The organism is Polynucleobacter arcticus (assembly GCF_013307205.1).
GTDB classification, from domain to species: domain Bacteria; phylum Pseudomonadota; class Gammaproteobacteria; order Burkholderiales; family Burkholderiaceae; genus Polynucleobacter; species Polynucleobacter arcticus.
The window spans coordinates 706,401-724,544 of the sequence record NZ_CP028940.1 but is presented as its reverse complement, the minus strand read 5'-3'; the positions used below and the strand labels follow the sequence as shown (position 1 = coordinate 724,544).

The 18,144-nt window shown below is 45.0% G+C and carries 17 protein-coding genes; 9 read left to right on the top strand and 8 right to left on the bottom strand.

The window, feature by feature from the left end:
* Positions 1 to 63 precede the first annotated feature (63 nt).
* Positions 64 to 2,964 (top strand): FAD-binding and (Fe-S)-binding domain-containing protein, encoded by a 2,901-nt coding sequence (locus DN92_RS03670; RefSeq protein WP_173959985.1) that lies wholly within the window; start codon positions 64 to 66, stop codon positions 2,962 to 2,964.
* 89 nt (positions 2,965 to 3,053) lie between these two features.
* Here the strand turns inward: DN92_RS03670 and ahpF are convergent, their stop codons facing one another.
* Entirely contained in the window at positions 3,054 to 4,598 is a 1,545-nt protein-coding gene (gene ahpF / locus DN92_RS03665; RefSeq protein ID WP_173959984.1) for an alkyl hydroperoxide reductase subunit F, read from the bottom strand.
* A 150-nt stretch (positions 4,599 to 4,748) separates the two neighbouring features.
* Positions 4,749 to 5,312, bottom strand: a complete 564-nt coding sequence (ahpC, locus tag DN92_RS03660; RefSeq protein WP_173959983.1) for an alkyl hydroperoxide reductase subunit C — start codon at positions 5,310 to 5,312, stop codon at positions 4,749 to 4,751.
* A 177-nt stretch (positions 5,313 to 5,489) separates the two neighbouring features.
* Here ahpC and DN92_RS03655 point away from each other — a divergent pair, with 177 nt between their 5' ends.
* From DN92_RS03655 to senB, 3 genes are all read left to right on the top strand, one after another.
* Positions 5,490 to 6,038, top strand: coding sequence for an RrF2 family transcriptional regulator (locus DN92_RS03655; protein WP_173959982.1), 549 nt, complete (start codon positions 5,490 to 5,492; stop codon positions 6,036 to 6,038).
* Between the two features lie 198 nt (positions 6,039 to 6,236).
* Positions 6,237 to 6,806, top strand: a complete 570-nt coding sequence (locus DN92_RS03650; RefSeq protein WP_254598334.1) for a glutathione S-transferase — start codon at positions 6,237 to 6,239, stop codon at positions 6,804 to 6,806.
* A 93-nt stretch (positions 6,807 to 6,899) separates the two neighbouring features.
* Positions 6,900 to 7,793 carry a selenoneine biosynthesis selenosugar synthase SenB gene (gene senB, locus DN92_RS03645; RefSeq protein WP_254598333.1) on the top strand — a complete coding sequence of 298 codons (894 nt, stop codon included), beginning with the start codon at positions 6,900 to 6,902 and terminating at the stop codon, positions 7,791 to 7,793.
* 18 nt (positions 7,794 to 7,811) lie between these two features.
* On the opposite strand, the gene selD is transcribed toward senB, so the two are convergent.
* The gene (selD, locus tag DN92_RS03640; RefSeq protein WP_173959979.1) at positions 7,812 to 8,858 is read right to left on the bottom strand and encodes a selenide, water dikinase SelD; all 1,047 of its coding nucleotides are present in this window, start codon (positions 8,856 to 8,858) and stop codon (positions 7,812 to 7,814) included.
* 60 nt (positions 8,859 to 8,918) lie between these two features.
* Positions 8,919 to 10,079, bottom strand: a complete 1,161-nt coding sequence (locus DN92_RS03635) for an SUMF1/EgtB/PvdO family nonheme iron enzyme (protein WP_173959978.1) — start codon at positions 10,077 to 10,079, stop codon at positions 8,919 to 8,921.
* A 500-nt stretch (positions 10,080 to 10,579) separates the two neighbouring features.
* Here DN92_RS03635 and DN92_RS03630 point away from each other — a divergent pair, with 500 nt between their 5' ends.
* Genes DN92_RS03630 through DN92_RS10700 form a run of 3 tightly spaced genes read left to right on the top strand, consistent with a single transcriptional unit; the run spans position 10,580 to position 11,124 of the window.
* Positions 10,580 to 10,810 carry a hypothetical protein gene (locus DN92_RS03630; protein ID WP_173959977.1) on the top strand — a complete coding sequence of 77 codons (231 nt, stop codon included), beginning with the start codon at positions 10,580 to 10,582 and terminating at the stop codon, positions 10,808 to 10,810.
* A gap of 12 nt (positions 10,811 to 10,822) precedes the next feature.
* On the top strand, positions 10,823 to 11,005 hold the full coding sequence (locus tag DN92_RS03625; RefSeq protein ID WP_173959976.1) for a hypothetical protein: 183 nt from the start codon (positions 10,823 to 10,825) through the stop codon (positions 11,003 to 11,005).
* Positions 11,002 to 11,124, top strand: a complete 123-nt coding sequence (locus DN92_RS10700; RefSeq protein ID WP_302479693.1) for a hypothetical protein — start codon at positions 11,002 to 11,004, stop codon at positions 11,122 to 11,124. The genes DN92_RS03625 and DN92_RS10700 overlap by 4 nt, the downstream gene beginning before the upstream one ends.
* A 26-nt stretch (positions 11,125 to 11,150) precedes the next feature.
* Here DN92_RS10700 and DN92_RS03620 read toward each other — a convergent pair whose 3' ends face one another.
* A complete protein-coding gene (locus DN92_RS03620; RefSeq protein ID WP_173959975.1) occupies positions 11,151 to 11,705 on the bottom strand; it encodes a hypothetical protein in 555 nt (184 codons plus the stop codon).
* A 268-nt stretch (positions 11,706 to 11,973) separates the two neighbouring features.
* Between DN92_RS03620 and DN92_RS03615 the strand changes: the two genes are divergently transcribed.
* The gene (locus DN92_RS03615) at positions 11,974 to 12,585 is read left to right on the top strand and encodes a DsbA family oxidoreductase (RefSeq protein ID WP_173959974.1); all 612 of its coding nucleotides are present in this window, start codon (positions 11,974 to 11,976) and stop codon (positions 12,583 to 12,585) included.
* Positions 12,586 to 12,620: 35 nt separating this feature from the next.
* Here the strand turns inward: DN92_RS03615 and DN92_RS03610 are convergent, their stop codons facing one another.
* The 3 genes from DN92_RS03610 to mdoH are packed head-to-tail and all read right to left on the bottom strand — an operon-like array spanning position 12,621 to position 17,060.
* Positions 12,621 to 13,493, bottom strand: a complete 873-nt coding sequence (locus tag DN92_RS03610) for a class I SAM-dependent methyltransferase (protein ID WP_173959973.1) — start codon at positions 13,491 to 13,493, stop codon at positions 12,621 to 12,623.
* A 31-nt stretch (positions 13,494 to 13,524) separates the two neighbouring features.
* A complete protein-coding gene (locus DN92_RS03605; protein WP_173959972.1) occupies positions 13,525 to 15,282 on the bottom strand; it encodes a glucan ABC transporter ATP-binding protein/ permease in 1,758 nt (585 codons plus the stop codon).
* 8 nt (positions 15,283 to 15,290) lie between these two features.
* A complete protein-coding gene (mdoH, locus tag DN92_RS03600) occupies positions 15,291 to 17,060 on the bottom strand; it encodes a glucans biosynthesis glucosyltransferase MdoH (protein WP_173959971.1) in 1,770 nt (589 codons plus the stop codon).
* Between the two features lie 89 nt (positions 17,061 to 17,149).
* Here mdoH and DN92_RS03595 point away from each other — a divergent pair, with 89 nt between their 5' ends.
* Complete coding sequence (locus DN92_RS03595) at positions 17,150 to 18,139, top strand: zinc-dependent alcohol dehydrogenase (RefSeq protein WP_254598332.1); 990 nt, start codon at positions 17,150 to 17,152, stop codon at positions 18,137 to 18,139.
* Positions 18,140 to 18,144: the final 5 nt, after the last annotated feature.

Below are 18,144 nucleotides of genomic sequence, written 5' to 3'. Positions count from 1 at the left end.
CATCCAGAATTGTTAGAATAAACAATGCCTAAGCAGGGTAATCGTAGCTAACAAGGATTGATTATGGGTGGTATTTCTCAGTGGGAGCAGCTCAATGTTGAGCTGACAGCAGCTCTAGGTAGCTCTGTGCATTTCGATACAGCCCATCAGGCGGTCTATGCCTCAGAGGCATCGAATTACCGTCAAATTCCGATTGGGGTTGTCACTCCAAAAAATACCGAAGAATTTATCAAAGGTATTGAAATTTGCCACCGCAATAAAGCGCCTGTGTTGATGCGCGGCGCAGGCACCTCTATGAACGGCCAGACCGTAAATAATGCGGTCGTATTTGATATCTCCAAGTATTGCAATCACATTCTTTCTTTGGATCCTGCTGCCGGTAATGCAGTGGTTGAGCCGGGCGTGATTTGTGATTCTTTGCGCGATGCCGCTGAGCTCCATGGCCTCACTTTTGCCCCGGATCCCTCTACGCACAGCCGCTGCACTTTAGGCGGCATGGTGGCTAATAATTCTTGTGGTGCCCATTCGGTGATGGCAGGTAAGACGCTGGAGAACACCGAAGCCTTAGAGATTCTTACTTACGACGGCGAGCGTTTTTGGGTTGGCCCAACATCGGATCAAGAATTGCAAGACATTATTGCTGCTGGTGGACGTAAAGGTCAGATCTATCAAGACTTGCTGACCTTACGTGATCGTTATGCCGACCTCATTCGTGCTCGTTTTCCGAATATCAAGCGCCGTGTCTCTGGATATAACTTAGACCAACTCTTGCCGGAGAATGGATTTAATGTGGCGAAGGCCTTGGTTGGAACTGAGGGCACATGTGCGTTAACACTGGCTGCCAAAGTGCGACTGGTGAAAAGTCCCGCTAAGCGCGTTGTCTTGGTATTGGGTTTTGAAGATATTTATGTTGCAGGCGATGCCGTGCCTGAATACCAATCCTTTAATCCAATCGCAATTGAAGGTTTGGATTACAAAATTATTCGAGGTTTGCAGCAGCGCAATTTAGCTAAGGCTGAAATTGATTTATTGCCACCTGGAAACGCTTGGGTGGTAGTGGAGTTCGGTGATGACACGTTAGAGGGTTCGATCGCTCAGGCTGAAAAAGCAGAGGAGTATTTCAAGGTAAGAACTAAAGGGCCTCAGCCTTCAACTTGGCTGGTCCCTGATCCTTTGTTGCAGAAACGCATTTGGTCTATTCGTGAGAATGGCGCATCTGCAACCCATCTATCGATCGATCCCGATTCTCCTGATCCAGTCGTCGGCTGGGAAGATGCCGCAGTCGATCCAGATCGCCTGGGCGAGTACCTCAGAGCTTTCCAGGCATTAGTAGACTCCTACGAGTATGAAACATCACTCTATGGACACTTCGGTGATGGCTGCATTCATGCGCGCATCACTTTTAATTTACGCAGTGCAGAAGGCGTCGCTAAATTTAGATCTTTCATTCGGGATGCTGCAACTCTGGTAGTGGCATTTGGGGGGTCACTTACTGGTGAGCATGGCGACGGCCAAGCTAGAGCAGAATTTTTGCCAATTATGTTTGGCGAAGAGTTGATGGGTGCGATGCATGAGTTCAAACGGATCTGGGATCCGCAGAACAAACTCAATCCAGGTAAGGTAGTACATCCCTACCGTGTAGATGAAAACCTACGCATGGGTCCGGAATATAAAGTAGTCAACATCAAGACACGTCTCAATTTCTTGAGCCAAGAGGGTAATGGTTTCCAAAGAGCGGTTGAGCGTTGCGTTGGTATGGGTAAGTGCCGTAGTGAAAAAGTAGGTACGATGTGCCCTAGCTATCGCGCCACCAAAGAAGAGCGTTTCTCGACTCGCGGTCGCTCACGACTGTTCTGGGAAATGCTGCAGGGTGAAGTGATTCGGGATGGCTGGGAAAGCAAAGAGCTCAAAGAGGCGCTAGATACTTGCCTCTCCTGTAAAGGCTGCAAGAGCGACTGTCCTGCCCACGTCGATATGGCATCGTACAAAGCGGAGTTTTTGTCTCACTATCACGAGACCAATAGCAGGCCTCGTCAGGCTCTCACCATGGGCCGCATTGGCGACTGGGCTCCACTAGCGAGCCCGTTCTCTTGGCTGATGAATGGCGTGATGCAAACTCCAGTGTTATCTCGCATTGCTAAATGGGTTGGTGGTGTAGCGCAAGAGCGTAGCCTGCCGAAGTTTGCTAGCCAATCTTTTAGAAAGCAATTCAAGCAATCAAAGCCTGCAAGTATTGGGCAGAAGAAAGTCATTCTTTGGGTCGATACGTTCTGTGAGCATTTCCACCCTGAGGTCGCTAATGCTGCCGTTGAGGTGCTAGCACATGCAGGCTTTGAGGCAACCTTGCCAAAGACGCCTTTGTGTTGTGGCCGCCCTCTATATGACTTTGGGTATCTAGATCTCGCCAAGCAAAAGCTCGAGAAAATTCTAGATTCTATTGGGGACCAGATTGATGCAGGTGTTGATTCACCGATTGCCGTGGTCGGTCTTGAGCCGGGCTGCATGTCCGTATTTAAAGATGAGCTATTGAAGTTCTTTCCTCATGATCCCAGAGCGAAGTTATTGTCATCTAGCAGTTATTTGTTAGGGGATTTCTTGCATGAACAGGGTTATGTGCCGCCACCTTTAGATTGCGATATCTTGGTGCATTCTCATTGTCATCAGAAGTCTTTATTTGGCACTAAGGGTGATGTAGCGCTCCTCAGCGCTTTGGGTGCTAAAGCAAATTACATTGATAGTGGCTGCTGCGGTATGGCCGGCTCATTTGGATTTAATCCTGAGCATGTGGAGCTATCAAAAGCAGTTGGTGAGCTAGTCTTGCTGCCAGCGATTCGAGCTACCAATCAGGAGACCATTATTCTCACGAATGGTTTTAGCTGTAGGGAGCAGATTGAGCAAGAAACGGGTCGTCAAGTGAAACACTTAGCAGAGCTATTGCAGATGGCACATCAAGCTCAGCGATGATCTAAGCTAAACTAAACTAAACTAAGCAAAGCAAAAAAAAGCCCCGAGATAATCGGGGCTTTTTTACATCCAATTCCTACTGTGAAGTCTTAGGAACGAATCAAATAATCAAATGCTGAGAGGGAGGCTTTAGCGCCTTCACCCATAGCGATGATGATTTGCTTGAAGGGAACTGTAGTGCAGTCTCCAGCTGCAAACACGCCAGGCATGGATGTTTCACCCTTTTGATCAATGATGACTTCACCGCGAGGAGAAAGATCAATCACACCCTTAAGCCAATCAGTATTAGGCAGTAAACCAATCTGTACAAAGATCCCTTCTAGTGCGACATCATGCATCTGTTGATTAGCACGATCTTCGTAGCGCAGAGTGGTTACCTTGCCATTAGCACCCAACACTTCCTTGCTTAAGGCATTCATGATCACCGTAACGTTAGGCATGCTATACATTTTTTTCTGTAGTACCGCATCCGCACGCAGCTTGGTATCAAACTCAATCAAAGTGACGTGATCCACAATACCCGCTAAATCAATCGCAGCCTCAACTCCGGAGTTTCCGCCGCCAATCACTGCTACGCGCTTACCTTTGTATAAAGGGCCATCACAGTGAGGACAGTAAGCCACGCCTTTGCCGCGATACTCTTGCTCTCCGGGTACATTCATTTCGCGCCAGCGTGCACCTGTACTGAGAATTACGGTCTTACTCTTCAGAACGGCGCCATTTTCCAAAGTAATGGCAATTTCATCACCAGTCTTACTTAAGCCCTTAGCAGTTTGTAGGTTCATGAGATCGACGTCATATTCCTTCACGTGTTGCTCAAGTGCCATCACCAATTTAGGGCCTTCGGTCTCTTTAACCGAGATGAAGTTTTCAATACCTACAGTATCAGCAACTTGACCACCAAAGTTTTGAGCCACAACTCCTGTTCTAATGCCTTTTCTGGCGGAGTAGATTGCTGCAGAGGCGCCAGCAGGCCCTCCACCAATGATCAATGAATCATATGCAGCTTTTGCGCTTAACTTTTCGGCATCGCGTGCTGAGGAGCTGGTATCGAGTTTGGCAGCAATTTCTTCAACGCTCATGCGACCTTGCCCAAACACTTCGCCATTCAAAATGACGGTCGGTACTGCCATAATCTGGTGTTGGTCAACCAAACCTTGAAAGAGGGCGCCATCGATCATCTCGTGTTCGATATTCGGATTGAGGGCAGCCATGAGGTTTAAGGCCTGCACTACATCAGGGCAGTTGTGGCATGACAAGGAGATAAATGTCTGAAAGCGCTTCTTACCTTCAAGACCCTTGATGCTGTCGATGACATCTTGCTCCACTTTCGGTGGATAGCCACTGGATTGCAAAATTGCCAAGATGAAGGAAGTCATCTCATGACCCATTGGCAAGCCGGAAAATGCAATGCGAGCAGTTTCATCGGATTTACCAACTGTAAAGCTAGGGATATTTTGGCTCTTACCCGCAGTCTTTACAGTGATCTTGTCAGATTGCTCCGCAACCTCGTTCAGCAACTCCAGCATTTGAGCAGATGAGGCGCTCTCATCGAGAGTGGCTTCCAGAACGATCGGGCTCACTATTTTTTCAAAATAGGCCTTGAGTTGGGATTTGATATTGTTATCTAACATGATGTATTCCTTGGTCTTGATTACTGATGAGTCCTGATGAGTCCCGATGTTTTTTGATGAGTCTATTGGGTAGGAAATCTGCTTCTGATCCTACCCAATAGACTCTCCGAAGAGAGTCTATTAATTACTAGTGCATATTGACTACAAAGCTTAGATCTTGCCTACGAGATCTAAAGATGGAGTCAATGTGGCTGCGCCTTCTTTCCACTTCGCTGGGCAAACTTCACCTGGGTGAGCTGCTGTGTATTGAGCAGCCTTAAGCTTACGTACTGTCTCAGAGATGTCGCGAGCGATTTCATTGGAATGAATCTCAGCAGTCTTGATGATGCCTTCTGGATTGATGATGAATGTGCCGCGCAATGCCAAGCCTTCTTCATCAATGTGTACACCAAAACCACGTGTGAGTGTGTGAGTTGGATCACCAACCAATGGGAACTTCGCCTTGCCTACTGCAGGTGAAGTCTCATGCCACACTTTGTGTGAAAAATGAGTATCGGTAGTAATGATGTATACCTCAGCACCCATCTTCTGGAATTCAGCATAGTTATCAGCCGCATCTTCAATTTCTGTTGGGCAGTTAAATGTAAAAGCTGCTGGCATGAAAACGAGTACAGACCATTTACCTTTGAGAGTCTCATCGGAGACAGTAATAAATTTACCGTTGTGGAAAGCTTGGGTCTTGAATGGTGGAACTGGGGTGTTAATTAACGACATGGTTTCTCCTGTAATGAATAAAAATAGTTGCCTAAAACAGGGTCCATTATGAGGCTTTTTAATATATTTTTATAATTAATAATTTAGATAGTATTAATCTAATAAATAGATAACAAAATCCATCAGGATTCTTCAATTTCTGTTGCATTTCTCCATGCAAGGGGTATGCTTATTCTCATGAGAATTTCTAGTAAAAGCAAAATCGCCTTTGACGTCATTCTGGACATCGCTGCTCACACTGAGCATGGCCACGCCATTTCCATGCCCCTCATTAGTCAGCGGCACGGACTTTCGCTTTCTTATCTCGAGTTGATCTTCGCGGTATTGAAGTCATCTGGCATGATCAGGAGCCATCGAGGTCCTGGGGGCGGCTACTCTCTCGTTCGTCAGCCAGAGACTATTTCCTTAAAAGATATTGTTACTGCAATTGATGGTGAACCCAATCCTGGCGCAGAATTAGGTGCAGAACTGTGGGTCGATTTGCAAAGCTTTATGCTTGAAAAGATGTCTCAAATCACGCTAGACAAAGTATTGCGTGAGTCAAATGTGAAGATTGAGCCAAGCACCAAAGGCCTATTTTGCATGAAGCCCGAGCCAAAGATTAAGGTCAGTAGTAAGTCCGCTGAAAAATCGTTGAAAAAATCGCCACCTAAAAAGTTGAAGCCTCAGTTAGGCCCTAATTCTATTTTTTCATTTGGCAAGTATTTGGCCCTAAATAAGGCTTAGGCCTGAAGGTTGAAAGCAAGAGCCCTTGAAGCAACTTCATGAGTGGCTTCGTATCTTGGGTTCGCCATGCGACTGCTGTACTTAGGGTCCCAATCCCAATTCATGTCGGACAATAATGTAGTGCAGCAATAAAGCAATAAAGAAATGATGCCCATTTTGTACTCTTACCGAAGATGCCCCTATGCCATGCGGGCTCGTATGGCATTGAAATACGCTGGTATTGAGCTTGAGCATCGGGAGATTGAACTGCGTAATAAGCCGCAGTCCATGCTGCTGGTATCACCCAAAGGAACGGTTCCCGTATTGTGTGTGGATGGGCTTATTTTGGATCAAAGTCTGGACATCATGCGTTGGGCCTTACAACAGTCTGATCCAGATCATTGGGGAAAAGTCGATGAACTTATCGCTCAAGCGTGGATTGAAAAAAATGACGGCCCGTTTAAAGTGCTATTGGACCAATACAAATATCCAAACCGCTATTCAGAGCAAAGCCCAGAATTCAACCCAGAGCTAGTGTTGCATGCCGCAATAGAACTCATGCTTCAACCCATGGAGAGCGCACTACAAACTGGCCAGTATCTGATGGGAAACAAACTGACTTGGATAGACATTGCCATCTTCCCATTCATCCGGCAGTTTTCGATGGTCAATCCGCAACAATTTGAAGGGTTGCCGTTTTCCTTAGTGAAGCAATGGCTCAATCACCACATTGAATCTGAGTTGTTTCATTCGGTAATGCACAAACATCCATCTTGGATTGATGAATAACCCTTAAAATAATTCTTTCTAAAAGGGTCGCATATCAAATCCTCCATCGAAATCGTGACTCCAGCTCCGCTAGGCAGTCTTCACGGAAACCGGATGACCGCTTTACGCTGGCAAGGGTTTTTGGAGAAGCTTGGGTATTTGGTTGAGGTGACTGAGTCTTGGTCTGGGGACGATACTGCTGTATTAATAGCGCTTCATGCCTATCGTAGTCATCAATCGATTGTGCGCTTTAAAGAAACATATCCTAATAGACCGGTTGTCTTGATTTTGACCGGTACTGATTTGTATCGGGATATGGAAAATCATCGTGAGGTGATTCAATCAATGCAGCTGGCGGATCGGTTAATCGTCTTACAGTCATCGGCATTGGATTTGATACCACCCAGTCTGCTAGATAAAGCCCAAGTCATCTATCAATCAGTTGAGATTAATGCACCTAGCCCGACCCCGAAAGAAGATTTTCTAGTCAGCATCATTGGTCACTTAAGAGATGAAAAGGATCCCTTTTGCATAGTGCGAAGCTTGCCACTATTACCCTCGGATTCCAAAATTCAAGTACGGCATTTGGGTCAGGCGATGAGTGCCCCAATGGCAGAGTTTGCTAAACAATGTAATACAACGCTCGATCGCTACCAATGGATTGGAGAGGTAAGCCATCTAAATGCGTTACAGATACTTTCCCAAAGTCGCCTAATGGTCATTTCTAGTCGCATGGAAGGCGGTGCCCATGTGGTTTCCGAGGCGATTGCACTCGGTATTCCGGTGATCGCCTCTGATATCCCAGGCAATCGCGGTTTACTGGGAGATGATTATCCTGGCTACTTTCCAGTGGGAGATGCAAAAGCACTCGCTGATCTTTTGTATCGAGCAGAAACAATGCCTACCTTCTACGCTTCACTACAACAGCAGATTGATTTACGAAAAGAATGGATTCATCCAGCGCGTGAGAAGCAGTCTATCCAAGAGCTGGTAAGTGGCTTGGTATAAGAATGCATCTCACATCATTTACACAACGGATAATCCAGTACCTGCAGTAAAGTGACCAATTTTTTGGGCGCTAGCAAAGCCTCCCATATTTAAGATAGAGAGGACTTCGGCTTCTTGTTCTGGAGCGCAAGCGATGAGAAGGCCGCCACTAGTCTGAGGATCGGTCAATAAGTGTTGTTGCCACAGTGCTAAATTGTTTGCAAGCTGCACTTCACTGCCATAACCCACCCAATTGCGCGTGGAAGCACCTGTAAAGATATCGGCTTTGACATGCTCAATTGCCTCCTGAACTACGGGAATAGCATCCCACTGAACCTGCGCCATTAATTCGGATCCTCTGGCCATTTCTAGAAGATGCCCTGCCAAGCCAAAGCCTGTGACATCGGTCAAGGCATGCACACCCTCAAGCTGAGCGAGAGCAACGCCAGGCTTATTTAATTTAGTGGTCAGAGCAATCATCTCTTGATAGCCTGCAGGGGAGAGCACCTCTTTCTTTAACGCTGCAGAAAGTATGCCCACACCCAATGGTTTGCTCAGAATGATGCTGTCGCCCGCTTGAGCGCCATTATTGCGTTTGAGTTTTTTTGGATCCACTACACCAATAGCTACCAAGCCATAAATGGGCTCCACAGTATCAATCGAGTGGCCACCAGCAATCATGATGCCTGCATCATTGCAGACGGACTCTCCGCCAGCAGTAATTTGTTGAATCACATCTAAGGGTAAAACTGAAATAGGCATGCCTAGGAGGGCGAGTGCAAAAAGGGGCTGTGCACCCATTGCATAAATATCGGAAATTGCATTGGTTGCGGCAATACGACCAAACTCAAATGGATCATCCACAATGGGCATGAAGAAATCCGTTGTCGCAACAATCGCCTGATGATCGTTGATTTGGTAGACAGCGGCATCTTCATTATTGTCAGAGCCAGCCAATAGTGCGGCAGGTAAATTACGTATTGGTGAGGCTTTTAGGATATCGCTTAAGACACCGGGTGCAATTTTGCAGCCACAGCCTCCACCATGAGATAAAGAGGTAAGGCGGCCGTTATAAGGAGTAGTCATAAAAAAATTATCATGTATTTAAAGGATGGCAAATGCCACAACAACGTCAGCTTACTCAATTTAGCCTAAGCACGTACGAAAGCCGCAAAAATGATCACTGCGATCACGCTGATAGAAATTCCGCATTGCTACCCTTTTTAAGCGATCGGGTGTGTACAGACTGCCACCCTTGAGTACTTGATAAGTGCCATCAAACCAAGGGAGTGAGTAGTCCTTATACGGATCGGCACTAAATCCAGGAAAAGGCAGAAAGGTGCTGCTGGTCCATTCCCATAAATAGGAGGGCTGCCAAATATCTTGTTTTTGAGACATTAATACACTGAGCTCATGTTCATTGGGCAGACGCAATTTTTGAAGTTCGCAAAAGCGCTGGGCATCTAGGTAGCTAATATGGCGCACTGCTGATGCGGGATTTAAAGGTAGCCATTCTTGAAAGAATCGCTCAAACCAAGATTCCCCATCTTTTTTCCAATGCGACGGTGATGAGACTGGCTTTGTTTCTGAAAGATTGGTTTCAGATTCTAGGAATGCCAAGTAATCGGCATTAGTAATAGGATTGCTTGAAATGGCAAACGCAGGAAGATCCTGAGAGTGACCCCATTTTTCATTATCAAAAATAAAGCCTGAGCCGCGATCCGACCCTGCTTTGATAGTCGACTTCGGAAACTCAATCCAAGTCTGCACCTGATCCTCCAGAATGCTCGGAGTTACAAAGGGAGAAAATGGGGGAAATGGCCCAGGGTAGCCCAATGTCTGCCACATATAAGCAAATGCTTCGTTATGCATATCCTGATGAAAAATTGCCAACTGAATAAAGTAGGCAGTTTTTGTATCCACTGGATTATGAAGTAGCTGCTTGGTTTTCTCGATGACGCCGTGGTTATATTCCAAAAGATCACTTAGGCATGGTGTTGACGTGGACCAGCGATCTTCATGGGCTATCTCTGATGAGTTAAACAAGTAATCTGCATCTTCCAGCAATGATGGTTTGTTTTCTTGCCCATCCCGATGCACCCAAAACTCATGAAACCAGGTTAAATGACCTAATTCCCAAAGAGGGGGGTTGAGAATGTTTAGCTGAGGGACTAAGTGTTCTGCTTCTGAAATATTGCTCAGAATGTGACGGGTAATCTGATTCGTTTCTTCAAGCCAGTGCCCCATGGTCGATGACGACGGGTATGGTGCATACAGAAGGTAGTCCTCGGTCGAAAATTCGGGCATAAGCATTCTTTAGATAGCTTTAATGGGGATGGCAAAAAGTCGCCTCAGCGCGCTAATAAACAGGATTTTCCATAAAGATACCGCATACATAGTATAAAGTCTAAGCTTGCTCAAACCCATTCAACGGAGAAATGAATCCAAGATGAATTCTCTTCGCTCCATATTCGCAATCAAGAAAAAACTGCAGCAGTTTTATGATGATGTACTCAGCCTCATCAAAGCCAATCTGCGTTAAATCTAGGTAAATTCATTGGGCTGTAGCAGATTTATCTGTGCACTTCAGACGGTTTGGATTAAGCCAAATCTGCGAATACTTGATTAAGAATATCCTCAAGAGTCTGTCTGGTGGGTCTAACCCTAGCCCTTTATTAAGTCAGTGCCATTGAGTTTCAAAGGCACTACAGTAATGCACCCCTTTTATTGGTAAAAAAGTCGCGCAACATTTATTACTGGTCTAGAATCAGTAATACCTTAAATAGGTATTTCTAAATGGTGCGTCAATGAAACAATCAAACCCCTTTATACCCAAACTGCTCATCAGAGTGGGTAATTTTTCTGTAGTGCTCGGCACAGTAGCACTCCTTTTTGGGTTGATGAATTTAATAGATTTTGATAGTTTTTCGTTTGGCCTGTCTTCAGGAATTCGTATCATTGGTTCTATTTCTATTGCTGGATGCTTGCTTAGTGCAATCGGCTATGGAATGCAGGATTTTTGTAAAAGTAACGATTAAAGGAAATTCTCTATGTTTAAAAAATCAGATTTTTTTATCATCCTCGCTGTCATGATCTCATTTTTCATTTCTGCTTATTTATGGTTTGTTCAGAAAGATGCGCAACAAGCGATCTTCACCGCTATCTGGATTCCCGCCATCTTTACATTTGGCATCTACTTTAAGTTGTGCGCACTGATGGACATGAAAAAATGAACTTTGACAATACGCTGTTATTCACTGCTATTTTTGTATTTAGCCTGATGGTCACAGGATTAGTGCTCATGGTCTTAGAGTTTCGGACAATCAAAAAGAAAGATAACGAAAAGAGTTAATGCAGGCTCAACGAGTCAGCATTAAATTAGATTTGAGGTTTTAGCTGCCTCCATGACACCAGAATAGAGCTGTATGCTTGTATGGCAAGCAATGCTAAAAGCAATAATTCTAGTATTTGAAAATGGTTCGCCGAGGGTGAGAATGCAACTGGATATCCATCATTAAGCGCGGTTTCGATCAAGAAATCCATGCGAGGGATTAAGACATAGCTTGCAAGTGCAGTAGAGACGATTAGTACGAGAGCTGGTAATCGTACCGCTTTATACAGATTGACTGCCCTTTTAACCAGCAAGTTTGCCAAAGACAGCACTATAAAAGCCGTCAAAACAATAATGGTAGAAAGTTTTTGGATAAGGGCATAAGACACCATTCCAGCTGCCTGCGTATCGCTCATTACTTGAAAGATTGCTACGAAGCTCAGTATTTGCGAAATGACCAGACCTGCTAGCAGGGTAGAACCCACTTGTAAGGCCCTTTGAGTCAAACGCACCGAGATTTCTGCAGACTTTTTCATAAAAACTAGCTTTTGCTTATTTTGATCGTCACTGAATGGACCTGAATCACCCTGTTTAGCTGGCATTGCCCTGTCCGCGCCACTTTATTTCCACTATGAATATATTAAAAGTTCATAATTGAGTATCTTATTGGGCGAGCACGTATCCATACTATCACCGCTCATACTCAAGTGGTTGCGATGAGATCATGCTGCTCGACTAGCTGGTCCAAGGCGAAATTGTTTACTACGGGGCTAGTCCCCTTAGATTGGAGCTAGTTTACCGATTGCTGTTTCTTTGGCCAGAAGAGGCCAATCTTTTTTGTGTATTTCTGAAGTATTAAAGGTAAAAAACATGATTCAAATTCAAATATGGGCAGATTTTGAGTGCCCTTATTCTTATTTTCAAACAATTGCTTTATGTAAGCTCAAGGATCAGTATCCAGACAAGATTGATGTTGTGTGGAGAGCATTTGAATTAAGTCCTGTTGATCAAAATACAAAACCTTCCCAAACATACATTGATAATTTGGAGAGTGCTCGGAAAGAGCTCATTGTTGCAGAAGAAAATCTGAAGATATTGACACCGCAATTTTTAACCTATACCTGGCTTGCACAGGAATGCGTTTGCTATGCCAATACTCAGGGACTTTCATTGACTCTCGCTAGAAAATTGTTTGATGCATTTTTCTTAGAGGGGCTTGATATTACTCATGAAGAAACGGTGATTCAGATTGCCAGCAACATTGGTATCAATCCCCAGCATTTGAGAGCGGCAATCGACGATGGCACCTTGAGCAAGCATGTGATGCAAGATGAGCAAGAGTTCAGGACATATGGATTTCAGGGGCTACCTGCAATGCTCATTGGAGAAAAAGATTTTTCTCCAAAAAGTTTTATGCCAGTCTCAGGTTATCAAACTCTTGAAGAGGTCATTCGACTGCTTCCAAGTAGCGCTCTGAAGTAAGTAACAGTGAGGTTTTAGGGTAAGGGATTGATTTTTTAATACCTTGCAAACAAATCATCATGACCAATCTCACATTTTGGAGATTGAGCGCGACTTTCCCCCCACTGTTGTGCAATGGCATTGCTAACCAGGGTGGTTTCTGCGGCAGCTTTGGCGGTGCCGGCGGCTAATTCCTGAATCAATAAGGAGTCATTTGGACCTAGTACCCAGGGACTTGATCCGGTTACTACCTTAAATCCTTCTTTTCTCAGTAGTTGCTCCAAAGTCGTGAGTGCTAGGGGTCCTGCAGCAGATCCAAAACCCTTATCGGATCCTTGATGATGGTGGAATGCTTCCAGAATCTTGCTATCCCAGGGATCTACCGGTAGCCATGTTTCTTGGCCGTTATACGTTAAGACCGTATAAAGAGGCGTTTTTAATGCTCTGCAAAATTGCTCTAACCAGCCAACTGCGACTAAATCAAAAAATGCTGCTGCAGTAATCAAATCTGCTGGTTTAGATAGTACAGACTGAAGATCACCAGCAAGATCCTTCTGTAAAAAAATGACATTAATCTCATGATTATTTTTCACTAAAGTTACTGGCCTAGTAGCATTACTATCCAAATGACCATGAGGCGCCCCATCAGAGACGCTATCTGCCCAGGCGCACAGTTTTTCTCGGGCCGCCATCAACAGTAGTGGGTCGTAATCAACTAGAGTCCAGTTCTGACTATGCTGGATCAATGGCGCTAGGGCGCGTAGATTAGAGCCTGTGCCTGATCCTAGGTCGATAATATGAATAGGATCGTTTTTTACGCTTCCAACTTGCTCTAAATAGCTCAGTACTTGCTGTTGCAAAGCAGGATTACGTGAACGGTGATCTACGCCCTCACGTAAGCTTAGCCAATCAGTTGAGAATGTATTCATCAGATGTATTTAAATTGGATGTGTGGATTCATCATGGATTTTTTAAACCCAATTGAATGTTGACCATTTTATTAAATTGGCTACTTTTTTCACACAGAGATTGATAAGTTCCGGTTTCGATAATTCTGCCGGCTTCCATTACTAAAATCATATCTGCATTTTTAATCGTGCTGAGCCTGTGTGCAATGACTAAGGTGGTTCGAGTGCGCATCACCTCGCTCATGGCTTTAATCAAGTTCTCTTCAGTAGCCCCATCCAATGCGCTAGTAGCTTCATCTAGAACGAGAATAGGGGGATCTTTCAGTAAGGCACGTGCAATTGACAGTCGTTGCCTCTCGCCCCCAGATAAAATTCGTCCTCTTTCACCGATGATGGTATCAAAACCCTCTGGTTGTCTTTCAATGAAATCAAGGGCTTGCGCTCGTAGACAGGCTATTCGTATTTCCATTTCGCTCGCATCTGGTGCGCCAACGAGAAGATTTTCAACGATGGAGCGATTAAATAGCAGGGGTTCCTGAAAGACCACGCCGATATTCCTACGCAGCGCTGATAGATCGAAATTTTTGATATCAATACCATCTATAGTGATCTGTCCAGACTGGGTATCAAAGGCGCGATACAGTAGGCTCAGCGCAGTAGATTTTCCTGCACCAGAGGCGCCAACTAAGGCAATGGTCTCACCTGGATTTGCAGTAAAACTCAATCTATCAATGGCCTTATGCCGATTGTTATAGGTAAAGCAAACCTGATCAAATTGAATCAAACCAACACATCGTCCTGGGTCTATTGCATTCGGAATATTCTGAATATCTGGCGATGTATCTAGAATTCCAAAAAACTCTTGTAAACGGGGCGCGTCTGTAGCCAGCTTATTAGCAAATGTGACGATTTGCTCTAAGCGACCAATAAAAATCCCTGCAAAAGCAATGAAGGTAACAATTTCACCTATGGTGATGAGGGATTGCGCATAAAGCCATGATCCCAAAACAACAATACAGAGAATGCTGAGCGTGGTTGCAGATTTTGTCAGTACGGTGACTATTGCCCACCAGGAAAGAACAGGCAATTGCGCTCTCAGTACTTTCTGGCTGATGCCATGAAGCGCTTTCACTTCAACCTGAATTCTAGAAAAACTCTGCACTAGTGCAATATTGCTCAGAGTATCCGAGGCTAATTCAGCTAAATCCGAATGATGACTTTCAATGGCGTGCTGGAGATCTTGCGTTTTTCGTAAGATGAAGTGGGTGAGTAATCCAAAGAATAAACACAGGCTGATGAGTACCAAAGCAAGCTGCCAATTCATATACAGCGCCAATGGAATCAAAATGATTAAAGAAATAAAAGCGGATAGGTGTTCACGAAAAAAGCTGAGCCAAAGCCACCAGAGGGTATCTGTACCTGCCAGCATGATTTTCATCAGCCGACCTGAGTGGGTTTGAGACTGCTGTTTTAAGGGCATGTGTAATACATGCTCAAAGTATTCACCAAATACTTTATGTCGTTGGCGATGCGCGAGGCGATCTGAAAATAGAGCAACTAGTGTTGAAGTGCCAATCGTAAAAAAACCAAAAAGCACCCAAACAATTAATAAAGGTGCAACATCATTCCATAGTGAGGAAGCCTTAGAAGCTTCAGTGCTTGCAAGCGTATTGATCACCTTGCCAAATAGTATCGGTTCAGCAAACAGTGTCACGGCGAGTGCTAGATTTGCAAACGCTAATATCCAGGCAAGATTTCTGTCTGAGTCGAGCATTTTTAATGCACGTGTGTATATTCTGATCAGGCTCATGAATGCGCTCAGTAATCCTGGCGATGCTGTAAGGCTTTTAGTCGGAGCGGGATTAATTCATTCGGGATAGTAATCTCCTCTGGGGAGGATAGGATTTGATATCTCATCATGAGATTTCCTAGCCAAGTCTGTGACGTGATCACTGCCAGCGGTATCGATAGCAATAGACCGCCGAAAAACAATATACCAAAGATAAATGCACTTTCTTGGCTGAGATACAGTGTCAACGCTAAAGCGATTCCAAGTATTGTATGCGGCCAAAATTGCTGAATAGCGTTGGAAAAACTAACAGTATGGTCCTCTCGTGCCTGCGTCGCCCAGCCCCCTTTATGCCCTACAGCAAGACTCACCATAAAAATTGTGTGATTGAACCAAGTAATCGGAGTCATGAATAGAGAAAAAGTAGTTTCAAGTACAAGGCTAATGCTAAACCGCCATCGACCACCAAAACGTTGGGATTCTTTGGTGCTGAGTAAAACATTCAGCGCTCCGGCAATTTTTGGCAAATACCACATGACAAGAGTAAGCCCAATAAACGCATAGAAATACAACCCATTGGCCGTTTCTTGGGTAGATGGAAAAATAGCAATCGATATGGTGCAGATAACCATCATGGCAATCCATGCCGGTGAGCCAAGAAACATAAAGATGGCTAAAAGAAGCTGTATCCGACTGATGAACTTGAGGTGAGGTAGGGCGATGAGATTGATGTATTGAAGATTGCCCTCGCACCATCGTAAATCACGGCGAATGTATTCCGTGAGGGTTGGTGGATTTTCTTCCCAGCTTTGATCTTCGTATGGATAGACTCGTACATCAAAACCAGCACTTCGCATCAATACAGCCTCGATCAAATCATGGCTGAGTATCTGTTTTGTCTGGCCCGTTGCAGTTTTCAGTTCTGGCAGCTGACAAAACTGCATAAAAGGTGCAAGGCGAATAATGGCGTTATGACCCCAGTAAGGACCAAAATCTGACTGCCACCATGCTGAGCCCATGGTGTAAGAGCGCATTCCTAGGCGCATGCCATATTGAAAAAAACGGGTGAAGGCGCTACTCGATGGCAGACCAATAACAAGACCCTGCAGAATGCCTAACTGCGGATCGGATTGCATCATTCTTACCAGTCTTGCTATTGCCGCTGCCGTCATAAAGCTATCAGCATCTAGCGTGATAGCAAAATCATGTAGTTTTCCGTACTGCTGACAGAAGCTAGCAATATTGCCCGCTTTGTACCCTTCATTAGTTTCGCGGCAGCGATAGACGATATTGATTCGTTGCCCATAATCCTGATTCAATTGCTCGAACCGCTTGCTTTCGGATTGTCTAATTGTTTCAGTAGTGCTATCGCTGAGGATGTAAATATGAAAGTGCTTTTCAAAGCCTGCATGGATTAAGCTGTCCATCATGATTTCAAGATGGCGAATCACTCTTGTCGAGTCTTCATTTCGAATGCAAAGTAGAAGGGCTGTAGAGCTATTGAAAGAAACCTCTTCACAATTCTGCATACTCGCTGGCAAAATAATAGAGAGTGGTTTTTTGATTAACAGACAAATTAAAAAGCCAATGATCGCATTCCAGAAACCGATTACCATCCAAGGCAGGGTGAGTGAAAAAAGGGCTATTAATGTCCAGCGAATGAAGTTGGGGAAATAATGATTTAGCGTCTGATCTAACAACCAAAGCATTAATGCAGACGTCAATAGAAAAAGTAAAAAGAAGATGACTCGACGAATCGATACTGCTCTTATGGGGTGTTTATTTACTAAGGTATTCAATTTATCTTAAGCTCACCTATACTATGCAAAGCGCACCAGCAGTATAGGTTAGCAAGCACATTTTCACTTTTCCTACTAAGGATTTTTACGTGGTTCATCCTGTGGCCTCAGTCGTCAGTCAATCCCTGTGGTACGTGGCTCCTGAGCGCACTGAGATTCGTTCAGAAATCCTCGGCCCCTTGCCCGAAAATAGTGTTCAAGTGCGTTCCGTATTTAGTGCGCTGAGTCGCGGTACAGAATCCCTTGTCTTTAAGGGCCTCATTCCCGAGAGTGAATACACTCGCATGGCAGCGCCATTTATGGGCGGCAAGCTTCCTTTTCCAGTGAAGTATGGATATTCGAATGTGGGCAGGGTTGAGCTTGGTCCCACAGAGCTGATCGGACAGCTGGTGTTTAGCTTGATGCCTCACCAATCGGTTTTTCAAACCGAGATTGCTAATGTCCTAGTAATTCCTCAAGAAATCCCAGCGCAACGTGCGGTTTTAGCAGCCAATATGGAGACCGCCTTAAATGCTGTTTGGGATGCGTCACCTGGGCCTGGTGACCGTATCGTAATTATCGGGGCAGGTGTGCTCGGCTCCTTAATCGCCTATTTATGTGGGCATTTACCAGGTGCCGAAGTAACGCTAGTGGATATTAATCCCGAGCGCGCAGCTTTGGCAAAAAAACTGGGTGTGCAGTTCAGCTCCCCCGAATTAGCACCCACAGATTGTGATCTTGTGTTCCATTGCAGTGCGAGCGCTAGCGGCCTGTCAACTGCAATTGAATCAGCAGGCGAAGAGGCCACTATTTTGGAGCTGAGTTGGTATGGTTCCAATCAAATTGATGTGGCACTAGGAGGTGCTTTTCATAGTCGTCAGTTACGACTGCAGTCGAGTCAGGTTGGGCATATCTCTCAATCCCGTAGACCTCGCTGGAGTTATCGTCGCAGGCTAGCTGCTGCATTGGGTATGTTGAGCGACTCCCGCCTCGATGCTCTTCTGACTGAGCCGATTCACTTTGAATCCTTGCCGTCTCAACTGCCGCAGATCTTTAGCGCTCAAAGTTCTCAACTTTGTTGTCTTATTCAATATCCATAAGGAAA

Excerpts from the sequence above, each read along its gene's own strand:
- DN92_RS03670 (WP_173959985.1), top strand. The coding sequence starts at position 64 with ATGGGTGGTATTTCTCAGTGGGAGCAGCTCAATGTTGAGCTGACAGCA.
- ahpF (WP_173959984.1), bottom strand. The coding sequence starts at position 4,598 with ATGTTAGATAACAATATCAAATCCCAACTCAAGGCCTATTTTGAAAAA.
- ahpC (WP_173959983.1), bottom strand. The coding sequence starts at position 5,312 with ATGTCGTTAATTAACACCCCAGTTCCACCATTCAAGACCCAAGCTTTC.
- DN92_RS03655 (WP_173959982.1), top strand. The coding sequence starts at position 5,490 with ATGAGAATTTCTAGTAAAAGCAAAATCGCCTTTGACGTCATTCTGGAC.
- DN92_RS03650 (WP_254598334.1), top strand. The coding sequence starts at position 6,237 with ATGGCATTGAAATACGCTGGTATTGAGCTTGAGCATCGGGAGATTGAA.
- senB (WP_254598333.1), top strand. The coding sequence starts at position 6,900 with ATGACCGCTTTACGCTGGCAAGGGTTTTTGGAGAAGCTTGGGTATTTG.
- selD (WP_173959979.1), bottom strand. The coding sequence starts at position 8,858 with ATGACTACTCCTTATAACGGCCGCCTTACCTCTTTATCTCATGGTGGA.
- DN92_RS03635 (WP_173959978.1), bottom strand. The coding sequence starts at position 10,079 with ATGCCCGAATTTTCGACCGAGGACTACCTTCTGTATGCACCATACCCG.
- DN92_RS03630 (WP_173959977.1), top strand. The coding sequence starts at position 10,580 with ATGAAACAATCAAACCCCTTTATACCCAAACTGCTCATCAGAGTGGGT.
- DN92_RS03625 (WP_173959976.1), top strand. The coding sequence starts at position 10,823 with ATGTTTAAAAAATCAGATTTTTTTATCATCCTCGCTGTCATGATCTCA.
- DN92_RS10700 (WP_302479693.1), top strand. The coding sequence starts at position 11,002 with ATGAACTTTGACAATACGCTGTTATTCACTGCTATTTTTGTATTTAGC.
- DN92_RS03620 (WP_173959975.1), bottom strand. The coding sequence starts at position 11,705 with ATGCCAGCTAAACAGGGTGATTCAGGTCCATTCAGTGACGATCAAAAT.
- DN92_RS03615 (WP_173959974.1), top strand. The coding sequence starts at position 11,974 with ATGATTCAAATTCAAATATGGGCAGATTTTGAGTGCCCTTATTCTTAT.
- DN92_RS03610 (WP_173959973.1), bottom strand. The coding sequence starts at position 13,493 with ATGAATACATTCTCAACTGATTGGCTAAGCTTACGTGAGGGCGTAGAT.
- DN92_RS03605 (WP_173959972.1), bottom strand. The coding sequence starts at position 15,282 with ATGAGCCTGATCAGAATATACACACGTGCATTAAAAATGCTCGACTCA.